This is a genomic window from Pseudomonas sp. WS 5011, from assembly GCF_012985775.1.
In the GTDB taxonomy this organism is placed as follows: domain Bacteria; phylum Pseudomonadota; class Gammaproteobacteria; order Pseudomonadales; family Pseudomonadaceae; genus Aquipseudomonas; species Aquipseudomonas peli.
In genome coordinates this window covers 114025-132313 of the sequence record NZ_JAAQXA010000009.1, presented here as the reverse complement: position 1 = coordinate 132313, position 18289 = coordinate 114025, and the positions used below count along the sequence as shown (strand labels likewise).

At 58.0% G+C, this 18289-nt stretch carries 17 protein-coding genes; 11 read left to right on the top strand and 6 right to left on the bottom strand.

The window, feature by feature from the left end:
• Positions 1 to 118 precede the first annotated feature (118 nt).
• The 3 genes from HBN63_RS12040 (at position 119) to HBN63_RS12030 (ending at position 4134) form a co-directional block, all read left to right on the top strand.
• Positions 119 to 1060, top strand: a complete 942-nt coding sequence (locus tag HBN63_RS12040; protein WP_170049568.1) for a LysR family transcriptional regulator — start codon at positions 119 to 121, stop codon at positions 1058 to 1060.
• 89 nt (positions 1061 to 1149) lie between these two features.
• The gene (locus HBN63_RS12035; RefSeq protein WP_170049567.1) at positions 1150 to 2355 is read left to right on the top strand and encodes an MFS transporter; all 1206 of its coding nucleotides are present in this window, start codon (positions 1150 to 1152) and stop codon (positions 2353 to 2355) included.
• Between the two features lie 192 nt (positions 2356 to 2547).
• Entirely contained in the window at positions 2548 to 4134 is a 1587-nt protein-coding gene (locus tag HBN63_RS12030; protein WP_170049566.1) for an ABC-F family ATPase, read from the top strand.
• A 62-nt stretch (positions 4135 to 4196) separates the two neighbouring features.
• Here the strand turns inward: HBN63_RS12030 and HBN63_RS12025 are convergent, their stop codons facing one another.
• Complete coding sequence (locus HBN63_RS12025) at positions 4197 to 4805, bottom strand: FMN-dependent NADH-azoreductase (protein ID WP_170049565.1); 609 nt, start codon at positions 4803 to 4805, stop codon at positions 4197 to 4199.
• A gap of 123 nt (positions 4806 to 4928) precedes the next feature.
• Between HBN63_RS12025 and HBN63_RS12020 the strand changes: the two genes are divergently transcribed.
• Positions 4929 to 5828 (top strand): LysR substrate-binding domain-containing protein, encoded by a 900-nt coding sequence (locus tag HBN63_RS12020; protein WP_170049564.1) that lies wholly within the window; start codon positions 4929 to 4931, stop codon positions 5826 to 5828.
• Between the two features lie 10 nt (positions 5829 to 5838).
• Here the strand turns inward: HBN63_RS12020 and HBN63_RS12015 are convergent, their stop codons facing one another.
• From HBN63_RS12015 to HBN63_RS12005, 3 genes are all read right to left on the bottom strand, one after another.
• Positions 5839 to 6552 carry a DUF1294 domain-containing protein gene (locus tag HBN63_RS12015; protein WP_170049563.1) on the bottom strand — a complete coding sequence of 238 codons (714 nt, stop codon included), beginning with the start codon at positions 6550 to 6552 and terminating at the stop codon, positions 5839 to 5841.
• 36 nt (positions 6553 to 6588) lie between these two features.
• A complete protein-coding gene (locus tag HBN63_RS12010; RefSeq protein WP_170049562.1) occupies positions 6589 to 7551 on the bottom strand; it encodes an alpha/beta hydrolase in 963 nt (320 codons plus the stop codon).
• 84 nt (positions 7552 to 7635) lie between these two features.
• Positions 7636 to 8466, bottom strand: a complete 831-nt coding sequence (locus HBN63_RS12005) for an undecaprenyl-diphosphate phosphatase (protein ID WP_170049561.1) — start codon at positions 8464 to 8466, stop codon at positions 7636 to 7638.
• A gap of 323 nt (positions 8467 to 8789) precedes the next feature.
• On the opposite strand from HBN63_RS12005, the gene HBN63_RS12000 reads away from it, so the two are divergent.
• The 4 genes from HBN63_RS12000 (at position 8790) to HBN63_RS11985 (ending at position 13619) form a co-directional block, all read left to right on the top strand.
• The gene (locus HBN63_RS12000) at positions 8790 to 10424 is read left to right on the top strand and encodes a methyl-accepting chemotaxis protein (RefSeq protein ID WP_170049560.1); all 1635 of its coding nucleotides are present in this window, start codon (positions 8790 to 8792) and stop codon (positions 10422 to 10424) included.
• A gap of 7 nt (positions 10425 to 10431) precedes the next feature.
• Positions 10432 to 11049: a hypothetical protein gene (locus HBN63_RS11995; RefSeq protein ID WP_170049559.1), complete on the top strand. Its 618-nt coding sequence runs from the start codon at positions 10432 to 10434 to the stop codon at positions 11047 to 11049.
• A 430-nt stretch (positions 11050 to 11479) separates the two neighbouring features.
• A complete protein-coding gene (locus HBN63_RS11990) occupies positions 11480 to 13138 on the top strand; it encodes a nitrite/sulfite reductase (protein WP_170049558.1) in 1659 nt (552 codons plus the stop codon).
• Complete coding sequence (locus tag HBN63_RS11985; protein WP_090255837.1) at positions 13122 to 13619, top strand: DUF934 domain-containing protein; 498 nt, start codon at positions 13122 to 13124, stop codon at positions 13617 to 13619. Before HBN63_RS11990 ends, HBN63_RS11985 begins: the two co-directional genes overlap by 17 nt.
• Before the next feature lie 57 nt (positions 13620 to 13676).
• Here HBN63_RS11985 and HBN63_RS11980 read toward each other — a convergent pair whose 3' ends face one another.
• Complete coding sequence (locus HBN63_RS11980; protein ID WP_170049557.1) at positions 13677 to 14666, bottom strand: YhdH/YhfP family quinone oxidoreductase; 990 nt, start codon at positions 14664 to 14666, stop codon at positions 13677 to 13679.
• Between the two features lie 25 nt (positions 14667 to 14691).
• The gene (sohB, locus tag HBN63_RS11975) at positions 14692 to 15711 is read right to left on the bottom strand and encodes a protease SohB (RefSeq protein ID WP_090255932.1); all 1020 of its coding nucleotides are present in this window, start codon (positions 15709 to 15711) and stop codon (positions 14692 to 14694) included.
• 210 nt (positions 15712 to 15921) lie between these two features.
• On the opposite strand from sohB, the gene HBN63_RS11970 reads away from it, so the two are divergent.
• From HBN63_RS11970 to HBN63_RS11960, 3 genes are all read left to right on the top strand, one after another.
• Positions 15922 to 16632, top strand: coding sequence for a histidine phosphatase family protein (locus HBN63_RS11970; RefSeq protein WP_090255839.1), 711 nt, complete (start codon positions 15922 to 15924; stop codon positions 16630 to 16632).
• A gap of 59 nt (positions 16633 to 16691) precedes the next feature.
• The gene (locus tag HBN63_RS11965; RefSeq protein WP_090255840.1) at positions 16692 to 17003 is read left to right on the top strand and encodes an SCP2 sterol-binding domain-containing protein; all 312 of its coding nucleotides are present in this window, start codon (positions 16692 to 16694) and stop codon (positions 17001 to 17003) included.
• 208 nt (positions 17004 to 17211) lie between these two features.
• A complete protein-coding gene (locus HBN63_RS11960) occupies positions 17212 to 18279 on the top strand; it encodes a phosphotransferase family protein (RefSeq protein ID WP_160086808.1) in 1068 nt (355 codons plus the stop codon).
• The last annotated feature ends 10 nt before the right edge of the window (positions 18280 to 18289 follow it).

Genomic DNA, 18289 nt, shown 5'->3' with positions numbered 1-18289 from the left:
AGCAACGACGCTGGCTTGACGGAGCAAGCTGACCGGTCATGTCAGAAAGCTGCCAGCAGTCTTCACTGATCAGCTGAGTTAACCTTCTCAGCATTCCACTGCGATATAAGGCCGCCACGTGTTCTCCTCTGAGCGTTTGAAAGGCATCGATGTTTTCGTCTGCGTCGCAGAACTGGGCAGCTTTACTGCGGCGGCAGAGCGTCTGAGCCTGACCAGCTCGGCGGTGAGTAAAGGCATTGCACGGCTGGAAAGTCGCCTCGATATACGCCTGTTTGAGCGCACCACGCGCCGATTGGCGCTGACTGACGCGGGTACAGCCTTCTACCGAACCTGCACCCGCGTGCTCTCAGACCTTGAAGAATCGGAGCTGGCGCTGCATGCCGAGTTCCTCGAACCGCGCGGAAGGATTCGGATCGACCTGCCGGCATCCTATGGGCGCTTGCACGTGCTGCCGGTGATCCTGCACTTCGTGAAGCAATATCCGCTGTTGACGCCGCATATTTCCTTTACCGACAGCTTTGTTGAACCGGCTGATCAGGGCATCGACCTGCTGGTGCGCATCGGCGGTTCAGACGTGTGGCCGACGACCTTGGGCCACCGCTACCTGGGTGCTGAGCGGTTGATCTACTGCGCCGCCCCCGAATACCTGTCCAGGCGTGGCATGCCGACCACTGAAGCCGCGCTTGAAGAGCATGACTGCGTGCTCTACGGCCTCAGTAATGGCCTGGTTAGCCCGTGGTATCGAGAAGGCCCACAGCCCGGCGACAAGAAGCGACTAATCATGCCGGCACGCATCGCCGTGGGAGATGGCGAGGGTGAAGTACTGGCTGTGCTGGCAGGCTATGGCATTGCGCAATTGCCCACGTGGCTGGTGCAAACGCATTTAGATAGCGGAGCCTTGGTTGAAGTGCTGCCGCAGCTATCTAGTGATGGCCTGCCGATGAACTTGGTCTGGCTGAAAAAGCGCGAAACACTGCCCAAGGTCAACGCGCTGTTAGAGGTCTTAGCCAAGTGTTTATCCCCCAGTGGCCACACATTGCCGACACCATCAGATAAGTGAATTAAAATCAGTAATTGTTAGAAAAAACGCCACAAATAGACCGCTAAAGAATCAATACCATAGCGCCCTCCCCAACCAAGAGCGTCGTTATGAGTGCTATCGATTCATCCAGCCCCCAGGTTATGCCTGCGGCAGGCTCTTCACTCAGCATTATCATCCTGGCCATCTCGGCTTTTTTGATCGTAACCACTGAGTTTCTGATCATCGGCCTACTGCCCGCCCTGGCCCGTGACCTCGGCGTTTCAATTGCCGCAGCCGGCCAGCTGGTCACGCTGTTCGCCTTTACAGTCATGCTCTTCGGTCCCCCTCTTACCGCTGCCCTCGCCCACTTAGACAGAAAAAAGCTGTTTATCGCGATCCTGCTGGTCTTCGCATTCGCCAATGCTCTGGCGGCACTGTCTTCGAACATCTGGATGCTCGCCGTTGCACGTTTCATCCCTGCGCTGATGCTGCCGGTCTTCTGGGGCACGGCCAGTGAAACGGCAGCCCAGCTGGCCGGCCCAGCCAAAGCAGGCCAGGCCATTGCCCGGGTCTACCTGGGCATTACCGCTGCGCTGCTGTTGGGTATTCCATTGGGGACGCTGGCGGCTAACGGGATTGGCTGGCGAGGCGCCTTTGCATTGCTGGCTGGGTTGTCACTGCTGATGGCGTTGGCTGTACTGATCTGCATGCCTACTGTCGCGCGTAGCGAGCGAGTTGACTTCCTGAAACAGGCACGCATTTTCAAGGAGCCGTTGTTTCTGGCCAATGTCGCACTGTCGATCATTATCTTCAGCGCTATGTTCGTTGCGTACACCTACCTGGCCGACATGCTGGAACGCCTGGCTGATGTGGCGCCAGCAGATGTCGGGTGGTGGATGATGGGGTTTGGCGCCGTCGGCCTGATTGGCAATTGGATGGGCGGCAAAGCAGTGGATCACTCGCCACTCAACGCCACTGCTTTGTTTGTGGCACTGCTTGCACTGGGAATGGCAGCGGTGAAACCTCTGGCAGGAGCAGGCGTACTGGTGTGTATCGCGCTCGCGCTGTGGGGCATTGCCAACACGGCGCTGTACCCGATCTGCCAGGTTCGGGTCATGAACTCGGTGGCGCATTCTCAGGCGCTGGCAGGCACAACCAACGTGTCTGCGGCCAACGCCGGGATTGGGATCGGCGCGCTGGTCGGCGGCCTAACCATCCAAACCGCGGGTATCGGCTATGTCGGCTATGTCGCGGCAGCCGTTGCCGGTGTGGCGTTATTAATGATTCCGTGGGTCCATCGCCTGGCAACGCGCGCAACCCACTGCACTGAGTAACGTGCTGACAGCCGTCGACGTTCACAAAGTGTACGCATGAGTGGCTGATACTCGTCGCGCTGAGGGGCAATCGCAGCAGATAGCAGCGTCGAACAGACACTCCGCCTGTCCATCCGCTGCCTTTTGCGGCCGTAAACCGCTACAATCGCGCCCCTTTCGCGCCCGTGCGCCCGTTTATCTGGACCAAGATTCGTGATCTCCACCGCCAACATCACAATGCAATTCGGGGCTAAGCCCTTGTTCGAGAACGTTTCCGTCAAGTTTGGCGGCGGCAATCGTTACGGTCTGATCGGGGCCAACGGCTGCGGCAAGTCGACCTTTATGAAAATTCTCGGCGACGATTTAGAGCCGAGCGGTGGCCAGGTGATGCTGGAGCCGAACGTGCGCCTGGGTAAGTTGCGTCAGGACCAGTTCGCCTATGAAGAATTCACGGTGATCGACACCGTGATCATGGGTCACGAAGAACTGTGGAAAGTCAAAGCCGAACGCGACCGTATCTATTCCCTGGTGGAAATGAGCGAAGAAGACGGCATGAAGGTCGGTGAACTCGAAGGTGAGTTCGCCGAGATGGACGGCTACACCGCCGAATCCCGCGCCGGTGAGTTGCTGCTCGGCCTGGGTATTCCGTTGGAGCAGCATTTCGGCCCGATGAGCGAAGTAGCGCCCGGCTGGAAACTGCGCGTGTTGCTGGCCCAGGCGCTGTTCTCCGATCCAGAAGTGCTGCTGCTGGACGAACCGACCAACCACCTGGACATCAACACCATCCGCTGGCTGGAAAACATCCTGACCCAGCGTAATAGCACCATGATCATCATCTCGCACGACCGCCACTTCCTGAACAGCGTGTGCACGCACATGGCGGACCTGGATTATGGCGAGCTGCGCCTGTTCCCAGGCAACTACGATGAGTACATGACTGCAGCGACCCAGTCGCGCGAGCAGTTGCTGTCCGAAAACGCCAAGAAAAAGGCGCAGATCAACGAGCTGCAAAGCTTCGTCAGCCGCTTCTCGGCCAACGCCTCGAAATCCAAGCAGGCTTCCTCGCGTGCCAAGCAGATCGACAAGATCCAGTTGGCCGAGGTCAAACCGTCCAGCCGTGTCAGCCCATTCATTCGCTTCGAACAGAACAAGAAGCTGCACCGCCAGGCCGTCATGATCGAGAAAATGGCCAAGGGTTTCGACGGCAAGGAGCTGTTCAAGAACTTCAGCTTCCAGGTTGAAGCGGGCGAGCGCGTAGCCATCATCGGCCCGAACGGTATTGGTAAAACCACCCTGCTGCGCACCCTGGTTGGCGAACTGGCACCGGATGCCGGTGCGGTGAAATGGACCGACAGCGCGGAAATCGGCTACTACGCCCAGGACCACGCCCACGACTTCGAAGACGACGTCAGCCTGTTCGATTGGATGGGCCAGTGGACCACCGGCGAGCAGATGATCCGCGGCACACTGGGTCGTATGCTGTTCAGCAACGACGAGATCCTCAAGTCGGTAAAAGTCATCTCCGGTGGTGAGCAAGGCCGCATGCTGTTCGGCAAGCTGATTCTGCAAAAGCCTAACGTGCTGGTGATGGACGAACCGACCAACCACTTGGACATGGAATCCATCGAAGCGCTGAACCTGGCGCTGGAAAACTACCCAGGCACACTGATCTTCGTTAGCCACGACCGCGAGTTCGTGGGCTCCCTGGCTACGCGCATCATCGAGTTGTCAGCCAACGGCATCACGGACTTCAGCGGTACCTACGATGACTACCTGCGCAGCCAGGGCGTGATCGTCTAACCGGCTCCTAGCCGGCATAAAAAAGCCCGCTCACTGAGCGGGCTTTTTGCTGGGTGCGGTTATTACGCTGCGGCGAACAAACCACCGATCTGGGCGTGCGCTGCTGCAAAAGCATTCGCGCGCGGCTCTTCACCGTAGGCCAGGCCTTCGGCACGAACGATCTCGATGTCGGTGATGCCGAGGAAGCGCAGCACCAGCAGTAAATACTCTTCGTGCGCCTGACCGCTTGGTTGACCCGCATGAATACCGCCTGCAGTGGACACGATCACCACCTTCTTGCCACCTGCCAGGCCCTTGGGGCCATTCTCGTCGTAGGCAAAGGTTTTACCGGCTACTGCCACGCGGTCGATCCAGGCTTTGAGCTGAGTCGGCACGGTGAAGTTGTACATCGGCGCACCTATCACGATGGCGTCGGCCGCGAGAAACTCATTGAGGGTGCCTTCCGCCAGCTCGACTTCATGCTTTTGCGCTGCATCGCGCAGCTCCGCAGGTGTACCGCCGGCGACCAGACTGGCGGCGGACAGATGGCTCAGCGCATCGCTGGCCAGATCGCGATAGCTCACCTGAGCTTCAGGTTCAGCGGCCACCCAGGCGTCGACCACAGCGCGGCTGAGTTGGCGGGAAGCAGACGAGTCGCCAAGGATGCTGGAATCGAGGTGCAGTAGTTTCATGACAATCTCCAAAGTGAGATCGCCCCACGGCGATCAAGATGTTGGAGATACTATCGATGAAAGCAATGGTCGATTAGTCTTTGTAAATGCGATAGTTCGTCCCACTAATAGGACGATAAAACCATGCATGACCTCAATGACCTGTTTTATTTCGCCAAAGTGGTAGAAGCCGGCGGCTTTGCCGCTGCCGGGCGCACCCTGGGCATTCCCAAATCCCGCCTGTCACGACGCATTGCCGAGCTGGAAAATCGCCTCGGCGCGCGCCTGCTGCAACGCACCACACGCAAACTGGCATTGACCGACATTGGTGAGCGCTACCTGCGCCATTGCCAAGCCATGCTGCAGGAGGCTGAACAGGCCGAGGAAACCGTGGCCAGCCTGACCAGCGAGCCGCGCGGCCGCCTACGTGTCAGCGCGCCAGGCGGCATTGCTTTGCTTTCGGAGTTGGTGGTGAGCTTTCTCGCGGCCTATCCCAAGGTGCAGTTGGAGCTGATTCAGACCAACCGGCGCATTGATCTGCTCAACGAAGGCGTAGACGTCGCCTTGCGCGTACGTAGCGCCGAGGATGAAGACCCTACGCTGATCACCCGGCGCTTGCGCCCCGCGCAGGCCTTTATGGTTGCCGCACCGGCCCTGCTGGAGCACGCACGGGTCAGCACACCTGACGATCTGGCGGCACTGCCGGCCCTGGGCGCATTGGAAGCGGACCGCAAAATTCATCTGCGTTTGCAGGATGACAATGGGCGCGTGCAGGAAGTGGTGCTGGACGCGCGACTGGCCATCGAGGACTTCAACGTCCGCAAACATGCAGCGATGAGCGGCCTCGGATTTACCATGTTGCCCGCGCCCCTGTGCCTGGATGAACTGGCCGATGGACGACTGATCCGCCTGCTACCGGACTGGGCACTGCCTGCTGCCCACCTGCAAGCGGTGTACACCCACAGACGCGGCATGCTGCCAGCCGTTCGGGCATGGATTGAGCATATCAGCGACGCCTTCAGCCGCTGGGACCAACCGATTTAGCGCCGCTGCATCAGCTGTAACGGCGCAAGAGTTCACCGAACAGCTGGCCATCCAACAACAGCCAGTCAATCCATATCAGCTGATGGGCTGCAACAATCAGCCAAACCACCAACTGGAAAGAGAGCTTGCGCGTTTTATGCCGAAAGCACTGCTGCGCGATCAACGCGCCGGGCCAGCCACCCAGCGACTCGACCAGATGCAATGCTTTTTCCGGCGTGCGCCAACGGCCTCGCTGGGCACTGGACTTGTCCTGACAGTACTGCACAAAACTGATCAGGCTGGCGAGCGGGTAAGCAACCAGCACCCACACAAAACCAGACGTTAGAAACAGCTGCCAAGCGCCCATTAGAGGCAACACACACAACGCCGTCAGCAGCACTAACTTCAGTCCGAGGTGCTGAATCGGCTCATGGCTGCGCATCGACGAAACCTGACGCACCCTGGCTTTCGCTGATGGTGCAACCGTGGGCTTAACAGCGCGAGGCTTACGGCGAATCGCCGGACGGTCCAACGCAAGTTCGCCAGCAACGCGGATATGCTCGGCACGGGCACGCCCCTGAGGGTCCTTACCAGGCACGTACATCACCTGATCCCCGGTCACAGGGCGACGGTCGCCGCCCATGGCCGAGATATGCGCAAAAAGCTCAGCCCCGCCCTGCTCCGGCTGGATAAAACCAAAGCCTTTGTCGTCATTCCAGCTGCGCAACACGCCACGTTGTTCCATTCCTATCACTCTCACCAGATATACGCCGCGCGCACTCTAGCAGCCAGGGAAATGGCGATCCAAAAACTCAAGCAGATACTGATTAACCTGCTCAGACTGCTCGTTCTGGATCCAGTGCCCACAGTCCTTTAGGACGTGCTGCTGCAAGTCATCCACCCATTCCGGCATTTTCTTCAGGGTGTAGGCTTCCAGTTTGCCTACCGGGTCATGGTCACCGATCAAGAACAGCGTCGGCGGTTTGATCGTCAGCCCTTGTAATGGCTCGGTCACGTGCCAGTTGCGTTCGAAGTTGCGGTACCAATTCAACGCTCCCCGTAAACCGTGCTGAGCAAAGGTGTGGCGATACACCGAAAAGTCGTCCTCCGTGCACCAGTCGGGCAGCGCGCCCACCTGCATGTCGTCCTCGAACAAACGCCCATCGGAAGGCTTGTCCTGCAGTAACAGGTTTCGCTCCTCGAAATACATCAGCAGGCGCAAGGTGCGGTCGATGTCAGCGTCCAACTCGTGTTCGGCGCGGCCAGGTTCCTGAAAGTAGAGGATGTAATTGAATCGTCCGGCACTGGCCTCACGCATGATCTCGGTGGCTGGGCGACGAGGCCGCCCGGCAAAAGGCACCGACAGGGTGATGAGGGCTTTGATCCGCAAGGGCTCAAGCAGTGCCAGATACCAGGCGACCATTGCGCCCCAGTCATGGCCGACCATTGCCACCTGAGTGTGGCCAAAGTGATCCATGGCCGCACGTATGTCAGCGCACAGCGTCAGTACGTCATAGTCCGCCACTTCCGCCGGCGCCTCGCTGCGGCCATACCCCCGCATCTCGGGCATGAACACCCGATAGCCGGCCGCGACCAACGGATCAACCTGCTGACGCCAGGAATACCAGCACTCCGGAAAACCGTGCAATAACCACACAGGCGCGCCCTGTTCTGGCCCTGCGCAGTAAAGACTGAGGGATATACCGTTGAGATCGAGTTGGAAATGATCGGCCGTATTGTGCATGGCACCTCCTGTGTGAGGTCCCACTATGACAAAGGCGCACCCTGGGGTGCGCCTTTATTCATCCGACGAATACAACGGCAGCAATCAGCCCTGCGCCGTGCTCCAGTCAATCCACTGTAACTGCCAGGTCGCCAGAATCAACAAGCCAAAACCGATGCGGTACCAGGCGAACGCTGCATAACTGTGCTTACCGATGAAGCTGAGCAGTGCCCGCACCGCAATCATGGCGAAAATAAACGAGGTGACAAAGCCAATGGCAAACACCGGCAGATCACTGGCCTGGAACAAGTCGCGGTACTTGTAGCCGGAGTACACCGCAGCACCGACCATGGTCGGCATAGCAAGGAAGAAGGAAAACTCGGTGGCCGCCTTACGCGACAAGCCGAACAACAAGCCGCCGATAATCGTCGCACCGGAGCGTGAAGTACCCGGAATCATCGCCAGGCACTGGGCAAAACCAATCTTAAGCGCGTCCTTCCATGTCATGTCGTCGACGCTCTCGGCGTGCACCAGGTGCGTGCGCCGCTCGGCCCAGAGCATGATCAGCCCACCCACCACCAGCGCCAGCGCCACGGTGATCGGGTTGAACAGGTAATGATGAATGAGATCGGCGAACAGCACACCCAGCGCCACGGCCGGCAGAAAAGCGATCAGCAAATTGGCAGTAAAACGTTGAGCCTGCTGCTCTTTGGGCAGACCGATGACAATGTCGAGGATCTTGCGCCGGTACTCCCAGACCACAGCGAGAATCGCCCCCAGCTGGATGATGATGTTGAAGGCCATCGCCCGCTCACCGCCAAAACCAATCAGGTCCGCGACGATAATCTGGTGTCCGGTACTGGAAATGGGCAAAAACTCCGTAATGCCTTCCACGATACCCAAAATCAGTGCCTGAACAGCAACCCAAAGATCCATCCTCACTCCTCAATACGTGCGCACCGGCACGAACAGCAACATTATGATGATGAACTCGCGAGGGCCTCCGACCAACCGGCTATTAAAAGGTTCCGGTCGGTAGAATAAATAATCAAATCACACACTTAACCCGCACCGCGCGAATCCTAGCAGAGAACCTGAGTATTGAGGCTACGGCACGCTGTACTGGCCTCGACCTGATGAAAGTAATCGCCACCCGAGCCGTCACTTATCCTCCAATTAGCCTAAGGTCTAGAGTAGCGAAGCAAGACTCATCATCTAGTAAGAGGCGACCCCGCGCCTAAACAACCAGGGAGCCCACCATGAATAACCTGCGCAGCTTGCCTATTAACCGTCGTCTTTGGCTGATTCTGGTGGTCGCCATTGTCATGCTGATTATTCAGGGCGCCCTGTTACTCAAGCAGATTGAGGCCGACCTATATGCCGCCAAATCTGAAAAAACCCAGCATGTAGTGCAAAGCGCCGCGGGCATTCTGCAGCATTACCATGCACTGGAAGCGGCGGGCGGAATCACCCGCGAAGCGGCTCAAAAACAGGCTGCAGAGATCATTCGTAACCTGCGCTACGACGGCCAGGAGTATTTCTGGATTAATGATCAAACCCCAGTGATGGTCATGCACCCGACCAACCCCAAACTGGAAGGGCAAAACCTCTCAGGTTTCAAAGACCCAGATGGCAAGGCACTGTTCAATGAAATGGTCGCTATCAGCAAAAATCAGGGCGCTGGCCAGGTCAATTACCGTTGGCCCAAGCCTGGTGCCAGTGACCCTGTGCCCAAGGTGTCGTATGTGCAACTGTTCCAGCCCTGGGGCTGGATCATCGGTTCAGGGGTTTATGTCGATGATGTGCAGGCCGAGTTTCACACCCAGGCCTTGAAAACCCTGCTGATTGGCCTGGTGATTGCCGCCTTGGTGGCCCTGCTCATTGTGCTGATCGTGCGCAGCATCACCCAGCCGCTGCAGCACGCGGTCGATGCCATGGCCAATATTGCCAGCGGTGATGGCGACCTGACACGAACCCTCGATACCCAGGGCAACGACGAGTTGTCCGCCTTGTCCCGTCACTTCAACGCGTTTACCGAAAAGTTACGCCAGGTGATCAAACACTCCCTCGACTCTGCCGGCCAACTCGATGCTGCTGCCCGCAACCTCGGTGATGTTGCGGGCCAATCGCAACAGCACAGCGAGCAGCAGTCGCAGCAAATGGAACTGGTTGCCACAGCGATCAATGAAGTGACTTATGGCGTGCAGGATGTGGCGAAAAATGCCGAACACGCCGCTACAGAGGTGCACACGGCCGAAGAGCAGGCGCTGCAAGGTCAGCAGAACATTGAGGCCAGCCTGCGCCAGATCAATGCGCTGTCCGCCACCATCGACCAAGCGGTAACGGTGATTCAGGCCCTGGCTCAGGAAAGCACGCAGATAGGCAGCGTATTAGAAGTTATCCGCTCGATTGCCGAACAGACCAACCTGCTCGCGCTCAACGCGGCCATCGAAGCCGCCCGCGCCGGTGAGCAAGGCCGTGGGTTTGCCGTAGTGGCCGATGAGGTGCGCCTGCTGGCGCAACGCACGCAAAAATCCACAGCGGAAATCCAGGTCATGATCGAGCGCCTGCAAGGCAATTCGGAAGCAGCCGTCAAGGTGATCAACGACAGCAGCCAAGCCTCTCAGCTGACCATCGAGCAGGCCCGTCAGGCCGGAACCAGCCTGACGTTAATCGCCAGCGGGCTGCGCAACCTTAGCGGTTTGAACGCTTCCATCGCCAGCGCGACACTGCAACAATCGCACGTGGTCGAGGACATCAATCAGAACGTCACCCAGGCAGCCAGCCTGGCCCATAACAACGCCCTGGCGGCGCAGCAATCCAGCGATGCCGGGCAACACTTAGGTCAGTTGGCTGAGCAGCTCAATCGTCTGCTTGGACAGTTCAGGGTATGAGAACGCAATGAGCAACATGGAACACCAGGAAGTCGACCTGAGCAAACCGCAAAACCAGGACCTGATTTGGGACTTGGACAGCATCGCCCGACGCGAACTGGCGGAACGCTTTATCAAGCTGTTCGAGAACCGCCTGTGCGTGTATTCGGAGTCAACGCGGCAGTTGTACACCAACTATGACCTGCACTTCCCCAGCGATATGGGCCGCAAGATGGTGGTGCTGCCCAACCCCTATGCCTTCCACGACACCCTGCATGGCATCGAGGCGCATGCTGTCCGTAAAACCGGGCTGTGCGTGCTGCCCGGCGTGGTCCTGCGCAAGCCTGGCTTGCTGCTGACCACGATGATCAAGGAAGGTGGCCCAGCACCGAAAACCATGCCGTTCAAACCAGCATTGGCGCAAATCATCAGCAACCAGAAGAAGGCAGGCGATATCTTCCTGCCAATCATGATGAAGGGCGACCTGCGTGAGTTTGATCAGCAGATGCCCTATATCCACCTGCACCGCCTGCAGGTTAGTCGCCTGACGCGGCTATCGACCTTCGAGCGCGACGATATTCAGCAGTCCATTACGCGCAAACTGCTTATGCTCTATCGCCAGGCCGACAGCCTCAGCTGCCACTGAATACCACTCAAGCCTGCTGCCAATAAAAAAGCGGGATCAGTTAACTGATCCCGCTTTGTGCTTTAGCCGTGCCTAGGTCTTATTGCTGGCTGACCCAGAACACTGCGGTGACGACGAAAATCACAATCAAGGCGAAAATAGCCTTGGCATCGACCACGCTGTCAGCATTATCCGGCTCGCTGTGCTCACTCATGGACTACCCCTCTTGTTGTGTTTATGGGTGAATCGTCTTCTGCAGTTAAGACCAGCATGCTCGCTTACTCAAGCCGTAGGGCTATGTTCAACGGCCGTCTTATCCCTTTAAGTTCTTTCCATATACTCAAACATCACTTTTGCGCATAACCCTGAGCTGGTATCTTCCTCCGGCTCCGCAGGGAGTGCGCGGCCGTGCGCGCTGATAGCTGTAAAAAGCCTGATAACAGGACACTCCATGTACGTATACGACCAGTACGACCAAAAAATCGTCGAAGACCGCGTCAAGCAGTATCGCGATCAAACCCGCCGTTACCTTGCCGGTGAACTGAGCGGTGAAGAATTCCGCCCGCTGCGCCTGCAGAATGGCCTGTACATCCAGCGCTTTGCGCCCATGCTGCGCGTTGCCGTGCCGTACGGTCTGATGTCGTCCGCCCAAGTGCGCATGATGGCCAAGATTGCCCGCGACTACGACAAGGGTTACGCGCACATCAGCACCCGTCAGAACGTCCAGTTCAACTGGCCAGACCTGGAAGATGTGCCTGACATTCTTGCCGAGCTGGCCACCGTGCAGATGCACGCGATCCAGACCAGCGGCAACTGCATCCGTAACACCACCACCGACCAGTTCGCTGGTGTGGCCAAGGATGAAATCATCGACCCACGTCCGTGGTGCGAGATCATTCGTCAGTGGTCGACCTTCCACCCTGAGTTCACCCACCTGCCGCGCAAGTTCAAGATTGCCGTAAACGGCGCAGTCAGCGACCGTGCCGCGATTGAAGTGCACGACATCGGCCTGGAAGCGGTCCAGAACGACGCCGGTGAGCTGGGCTTCCGTGTGTCCGTTGGTGGCGGCCTGGGCCGTACCCCGATCGTCGGCAGCTTTATCAACGAATTCCTGCCGTGGCAGCACCTGATCAGTTACCTCGACGCTATCCTGCGTGTGTACAACCGCTACGGCCGTCGTGATAACAAGTACAAGGCGCGCATCAAGATTCTGGTCAAGGCGTTGACCCCTGAAGTGTTCGCCGAACGCGTGAATGCTGAGTGGGCTCACCTGAAAGATGGCCCGACCACCCTGACCGAAGCCGAAGTGGCCCGCGTTACCGCGCACTTTATCGACCCAAGCTACAAAGCCCTCGAGGATCAAGATGCCGCTCTGGCTGCCTTGGATGCCGAACACCCAGGCTTTGCCCGCTGGCGTCAGCGCAACACTTTCGCGCACAAGAAGCCAGGCTATGTCGCCGTGACTCTGTCGCTCAAGCCAACCGGCGTGGCGCCGGGCGATGTCACCGACAAGCAGTTTGATGCGATTGCCGACCTGGCCGACCGCTACAGCTTTGGCGAAATACGCAACAGCCACAACCAGAACATCATCCTCGCGGATGTTGAGCAGGCGCAGCTGTTCACCCTGTGGGGCGAGCTGCGTGAAAACGGTTTCGCCACGCCGAACGTCGGCCTGCTGACTGACATCATCTGCTGCCCGGGCGGCGACTTCTGCTCGCTGGCCAACGCCAAGTCGATCCCGATTGCCGAAGCCATTCAACGCCGTTTTGACGACCTGGATTACCTGTTCGACATCGGCAATATCGACCTGAATATCTCCGGTTGCATGAACGCCTGCGGCCACCACCACGTCGGCCATATCGGCATCCTCGGCGTGGACAAGAAAGGTCAGGAGTTCTATCAGGTATCGCTCGGCGGCAGCGCCGGTCGTGACGCCAGCCTGGCACAGATCCTTGGCCCATCCTTCGCCGAAGCGGACATGGCTGACGTGATCGACAAGATCGTCAAGGTCTATGTCGAGCGCCGCACCGAAGAAGAGAGTTTCCTCGACACCTTCCGCCGTATTGGCGTAGATCCGTTCAAGGAGCGCGTATATGCAGCGAATCATTAAGAACGGTCAGCTGATCGATGAAAGCTGGCACCTGTTGCCCAAGGACGCCACGCTGGACGGCATTCCCAACTGCGACGACCTGATCGTGCCGCTGGGCCTGTGGGTCGAGCACAGCACTGCGCTCAAGGCCCGCGATGGCGGCTTGGGCGTGTGGCTGGATGCCGGAGAGGAAATCGAGGAAATCGCCGATCAGCTGGATAACTTCCAGGTCATCGCGCTGAACTTCCCGGCCTTTACTGATGGACGCCACACCTCCACCGCCTACCTGCTGCGTAACCGCTACGGCTACAAAGGCGAAGTGCGTGCCATTGGCGATGTGCTGCGCGATCAGCTGTTCTCCTACCTGCGCGTAGGCTTCGATGCCTTCGCCCTGCGCGAGGACAAAGACCCGCTGGATGCCTTGAAAGCCTTCGAGGAGTTCAGCGAGGTCTATCAGGCCTCCACGGACCAGCCGCTACCGCTGTTCCGTCGCCGCGCCTGATTCTGCCGGCAATTCAAAAGGCCACCCCTTGGGGTGGCCTTTTTTGTTTATTGCGATTCAACCCAGATTGACCAGCACACGACCGACCTGATTGCCCGCGAGGATCTGCGCAATTGCATCCGGCAGTTGCTCAAGCGTCACTTCGGTGACCAGTGCATCGAGCTTGACCTTCCACTGCAGCGACAGCTTGTCCCACATCGACGCCTTAACCACCAACGGCAGCTCAACCGAATCAACCCCGAGCAGATTCACTCCACGGAGAATAAAGGGCAGCACACTGCCCTTGAAACCGACCCCAGCCGTCAGGCCACAGCAGGCAACGCTGGCACCGTAGCGCAGCGACTTAACCACGTTGAACAGAATATCCCCGCCCACACAATCCACTGCGCCAGCCCACTGCTCTTTGAGCATCGGTTTATCGGTGCCGTCCTGCAGTTCGGCACGCAACACAATTTGCTGAGCACCTAGCGCCTTGAGGTAATCCGCCTGCTCTGCCTTGCCAGTCGATGCCGCTACGCGGTAACCCAGGGTAGTTAACAAAGCCACCGCGACACTGCCAACACCACCTGTGGCACCCGTCACCAGTAAGGTGCCGGCATCCGGCGTCAGCCCGCTTTGCTCCAGCTTGTCGACACACAGCGCAGCCGTCAGCCCAGCGGTGCCAAGCACCATGGCCTCGCGCAGCGATAACCCTTTAGGTCGTTTCAGCGCCCAGCTGGCGGGAATGCGAATGTACTGAGCCAACCCGCCAGAGGTGTTCATCCCCAGGTCATAGCCGGTGACGATCACCTCATCGCCGGCGCTGAATTCAGCCACACTGGAAGCCTCCACTACGCCCGCGGCGTCTATACCCGGTGTGTGTGGAAAGCTTTTGGTCACACCACGGTTGCCACTCGCGGACAACGCATCTTTGTAGTTAAGCGAGGAATACTTGACCCGAATCAGCAGCTCGCCGGCGGGCAAGTCATCGATATCACGCTGCACAATCACCTGTTCGAAACCGCCCGCTGCGCTTTCACGGGCTTGCAATGCACTGAACTTGCTCATGTTCTTCCTCTGTATGACGGACCGATTACCAGAAGCGTTGCTGATTCAAACGACTCAACCAGTTCAGAACGAAGCGATCCAGCGCAACGCTGCCCGCCAGTCCAACGCGCTCCTGCAGGGTTTTCTTCTCGGCATAGTGCAAATGAAACAGCTCGGCGCTCTTGGCGCGTTCTGCCAAGTATTCGTCACTGGTCTTCAGCTCATCGACCAGTTGCTTATCCAGCGCCGCCAGGCCCAGCCAGACTTCGCCGGTGGCAATCTGATCGATATCCAACTGCGGCCGGTAGCGGGCAACAAAGCCCTTGAACAACTCATGGGTGGTTTCCAGGTCTTCCTGGAACTTCTCCCGGCCCTTTTCGGTGTTCTCGCCGAACACGGTAAGGGTGCGCTTGTATTCACCGGCGGTAAGCACTTCAAAATCGATGTCATGCTTCTTCAGCAGGCGGTGCACGTTAGGCAGCTGGGCTACCACACCAATCGAACCAAGAATGGCGAACGGCGCGGAAATGATCTTCTCGCCAATGCAGGCCATCATGTAGCCACCGCTGGCAGCGACCTTGTCGATGCAGACAGTCAGCGGTACGCCCGCCTGACGAATGCGCGCCAACTGTGAAGAGGCCAGCCCATAGCTGTGCACCATGCCACCACCACTTTCCAAGCGCAGCACCACTTCATCCTGCGGCGTTGCCATAGTCAGTAAAGCAGTGATTTCGTGCCGCAGGCTGTCGGTGGCCGAGGCTTTGATGTCGCCATCAAAATCCAGCACGTAAACGCGCGGTTTGTGAACACCGGCCTTCTTTTCCTGCTTTGCAGCCTTGGCTTCAGCTTTACTCGCGGCTTTCAGTTGCTCTTTATCGAGCACCGCATGTTCCATGCGCTGATGCAGCTGCTTGAAGAAATCATTGAGCTTGTTCACCTGCAACTGACCCGTGCCCTGACGGCCTTTGCTACGCAGAGCGGCAATCGTCACCAGCACCACCACGATGGCAATAACCAGGGTCACTGTCTTGGCCAGAAAGCCGATGTACTCTGCAAAAAACTCCACGTATTCCCCCTTTTCCCCATGGCTGCGCGCACTCACTGACTGCGCACATTAGCCCCCAAGCATACCGAGGCCATGGGTTCACGGCCAGCAAGCAAGGTCTAGACATTCAGCGCATTCATGCAATTCAAACAAGCGTATGTTTTTACGTTGACAGCTCTTGAGCTTCCTCATACCCTCGCGAAACTTTCACCGCAGCGGAATCGAGCGGACGTGGGCAGCATCTACCTGATTCGACATGGCCAAGCCTCCTTCGGTGCAGACGATTACGATGTGCTATCGCCCATTGGAATTCGCCAGGCCGAAGTGCTGGGCGAGCACCTTGCTCAACTGGGTATACGCATTGACCGCAGTGTAAGCGGTGATCTGCGCCGCCAGCAGCACACGGCTAACAGTGCCTTACAGCAGCTGGAGCAAGCAGGCATTGCCACACCATCGCTGGAGATTGACTCTGCCTTCAACGAGTTTGATGCGGATGCCGTAATCCGCAGCCTGCTGCCGGACATGCTTGGCGAAGAACCCGAAGCCCTGCACATTCTGCGCAATGGCGCCCAAAACCGAGCTGAATTTCAGCGCCTGTTCGCCAAGCTGATTGGCCGCTGGATTTCCGGTGAGCACGACATGCCGGACCTGCAAAGCTGGCAAGGCTTCGTCGAGCAGGTTCAGGGCGGCCTTACCCGTCTACTTGAACAGGCTGACAGCAAACAAAACATTGCCGTATTCACCTCAGGCGGCACCATCACCGCCCTATTGCACCTCATTACCGGTATCGCGCCTGCACAGGCGTTTGAACTGAACTGGCAAATTGTTAACACCTCACTTAGCTGCCTTAAGTTTCGTGGCAGCCAAGTGAGCCTGGCTTCCTTCAACAGCCATGTGCATTTACAGCTGTTGAAGGCGCCGGAGCTCATCACGTATCGCTGAGCTTCGGCCCACTGCACCCATCACGGGCGCTAGAAAAACCTGAGAAAAAGGAAGAAACCATGAGCGTTGCAGACATCGTCAATACCATGCAGTCCAAATTCAACGCCGGTGCCGCTGCAGGCCTGGACCTGGTGTTTCAATTCAACATCGAAGACGGCGAGAACTACGCGCTGATCGTCAAGGACGGCACCTGCGCCGTTGAGAAAGGCGACAACGCCAACGCCAACGTGACCCTGATCATGGACACCGAGACCCTGAAAGGCATCACCAGCGGCGAAACCGACGGTATGCAAGCGTTCATGTCCGGCAAACTGCGCGCCGAAGGCGACATGATGCTGGCCATGAAGCTGGGCGAGCTGTTCCCGGTTTAAGCGGTAACGCTTCTGCGCTGCACCAAAAACCGGAGTCATTGACTCCGGTTTTTTTATGGCTAGAAACCAGGCTTAAATGGCCAATCAGGCAGCTTGATTAAGCAGCAACACGCCCACCTATAACAGCGGGTATTCCTTGTGAGCTACAGGCTGCAGCATTAGATTAGCTAATTATCTTAGGCACCCATCATAAGCAGAAGGGATAAACATGGCGCTTACTGACCAGTCCACCCGAATCCGCGAAGGCGAAGAACTCGACGCTGCGGTCATCGACCAGTACCTCAAGGCGCATATCCCTGGCTTGGCGGGCGAGCCGCGCATCAGCCAGTTTCCTGGCGGCGCCTCGAACCTGACCTATCTGCTCGAATACCCCAACCAGGAATTTGTACTACGTCGTCCGCCCTTCGGCCACAAAGCCAAATCGGCTCACGACATGGGCCGCGAGTACCGCATCCTCAATCAGCTCAACGCCGGTTTTCCTTACTGCCCGAAAGCCTACGTGCACTGCACCGACGAGTCGGTGATCGGTGCCGAGTTCTATGTCATGGAACGGGTCAACGGCATCATACTGCGTTCAGAGATGCCAGCGGAGCTGAACTTCAGCGCCGAGCAGACCCGCGAGCTGTGCAAGAGCTTTATCGACAAGATGGTCGAACTTCACAACGTCGACTATCAAGCCTGCGGCCTTGGTGACCTGGGTAAGCCTGAGGGCTATGTGCAGCGGCAGATCGGCGGCTGGAGTGATCGCTACGACAAGGCGCTGACCCCCGACGCACCGTTGTGGGAACCGGTCAAGGCCTGGCTCAAAGACAAGATGCCGGCCGACCACCACAAGCCCGGTATCGTGCACAACGACTACCGCTTCGATAACGTCATCCTCAGCCCGCAGAACCCAAGTCAAATTATCGGCGTACTGGACTGGGAGCTGACCACCATCGGTGACCCGTTGATGGATCTGGGCAACACCCTCGCCTACTGGATCGAAGCAGGCGACTCGGCGCCGATTCAGATGATGCGCCGCCAGCCGAGCAATGCCCCTGGCATGCTGACTCGCCAGCAGTTCGCCGACTACTACGCTGAGCGCTCAGGCATCGAGATCAAGAGCATCGACTTCTACTACACCTACGGCTTGTTCCGCCTGGCCGGCATCGTGCAGCAGATCTACTACCGCTACTTCCATGGCCAGACTCAGGACAAACGCTTCGCGCAGTTCATTCACATGAACAAGCTGCTGGAGCAGATGAGCCTGCAGGTCATCAATAAATCGCAGCTGTAAACGGCCGAAC

Excerpts from the sequence above, each read along its gene's own strand:
- HBN63_RS12015 (WP_170049563.1), bottom strand. The coding sequence starts at position 6,552 with ATGGAACAACGTGGCGTGTTGCGCAGCTGGAATGACGACAAAGGCTTT.
- HBN63_RS12020 (WP_170049564.1), top strand. The coding sequence starts at position 4,929 with ATGCATGACCTCAATGACCTGTTTTATTTCGCCAAAGTGGTAGAAGCC.
- HBN63_RS11960 (WP_160086808.1), top strand. The coding sequence starts at position 17,212 with ATGGCGCTTACTGACCAGTCCACCCGAATCCGCGAAGGCGAAGAACTC.
- HBN63_RS12035 (WP_170049567.1), top strand. The coding sequence starts at position 1,150 with ATGAGTGCTATCGATTCATCCAGCCCCCAGGTTATGCCTGCGGCAGGC.
- HBN63_RS11995 (WP_170049559.1), top strand. The coding sequence starts at position 10,432 with ATGAGCAACATGGAACACCAGGAAGTCGACCTGAGCAAACCGCAAAAC.
- HBN63_RS11980 (WP_170049557.1), bottom strand. The coding sequence starts at position 14,666 with ATGAGCAAGTTCAGTGCATTGCAAGCCCGTGAAAGCGCAGCGGGCGGT.
- HBN63_RS11990 (WP_170049558.1), top strand. The coding sequence starts at position 11,480 with ATGTACGTATACGACCAGTACGACCAAAAAATCGTCGAAGACCGCGTC.
- HBN63_RS11985 (WP_090255837.1), top strand. The coding sequence starts at position 13,122 with ATGCAGCGAATCATTAAGAACGGTCAGCTGATCGATGAAAGCTGGCAC.
- HBN63_RS12025 (WP_170049565.1), bottom strand. The coding sequence starts at position 4,805 with ATGAAACTACTGCACCTCGATTCCAGCATCCTTGGCGACTCGTCTGCT.
- HBN63_RS12005 (WP_170049561.1), bottom strand. The coding sequence starts at position 8,466 with ATGGATCTTTGGGTTGCTGTTCAGGCACTGATTTTGGGTATCGTGGAA.
- HBN63_RS12000 (WP_170049560.1), top strand. The coding sequence starts at position 8,790 with ATGAATAACCTGCGCAGCTTGCCTATTAACCGTCGTCTTTGGCTGATT.
- HBN63_RS11965 (WP_090255840.1), top strand. The coding sequence starts at position 16,692 with ATGAGCGTTGCAGACATCGTCAATACCATGCAGTCCAAATTCAACGCC.
- HBN63_RS12010 (WP_170049562.1), bottom strand. The coding sequence starts at position 7,551 with ATGCACAATACGGCCGATCATTTCCAACTCGATCTCAACGGTATATCC.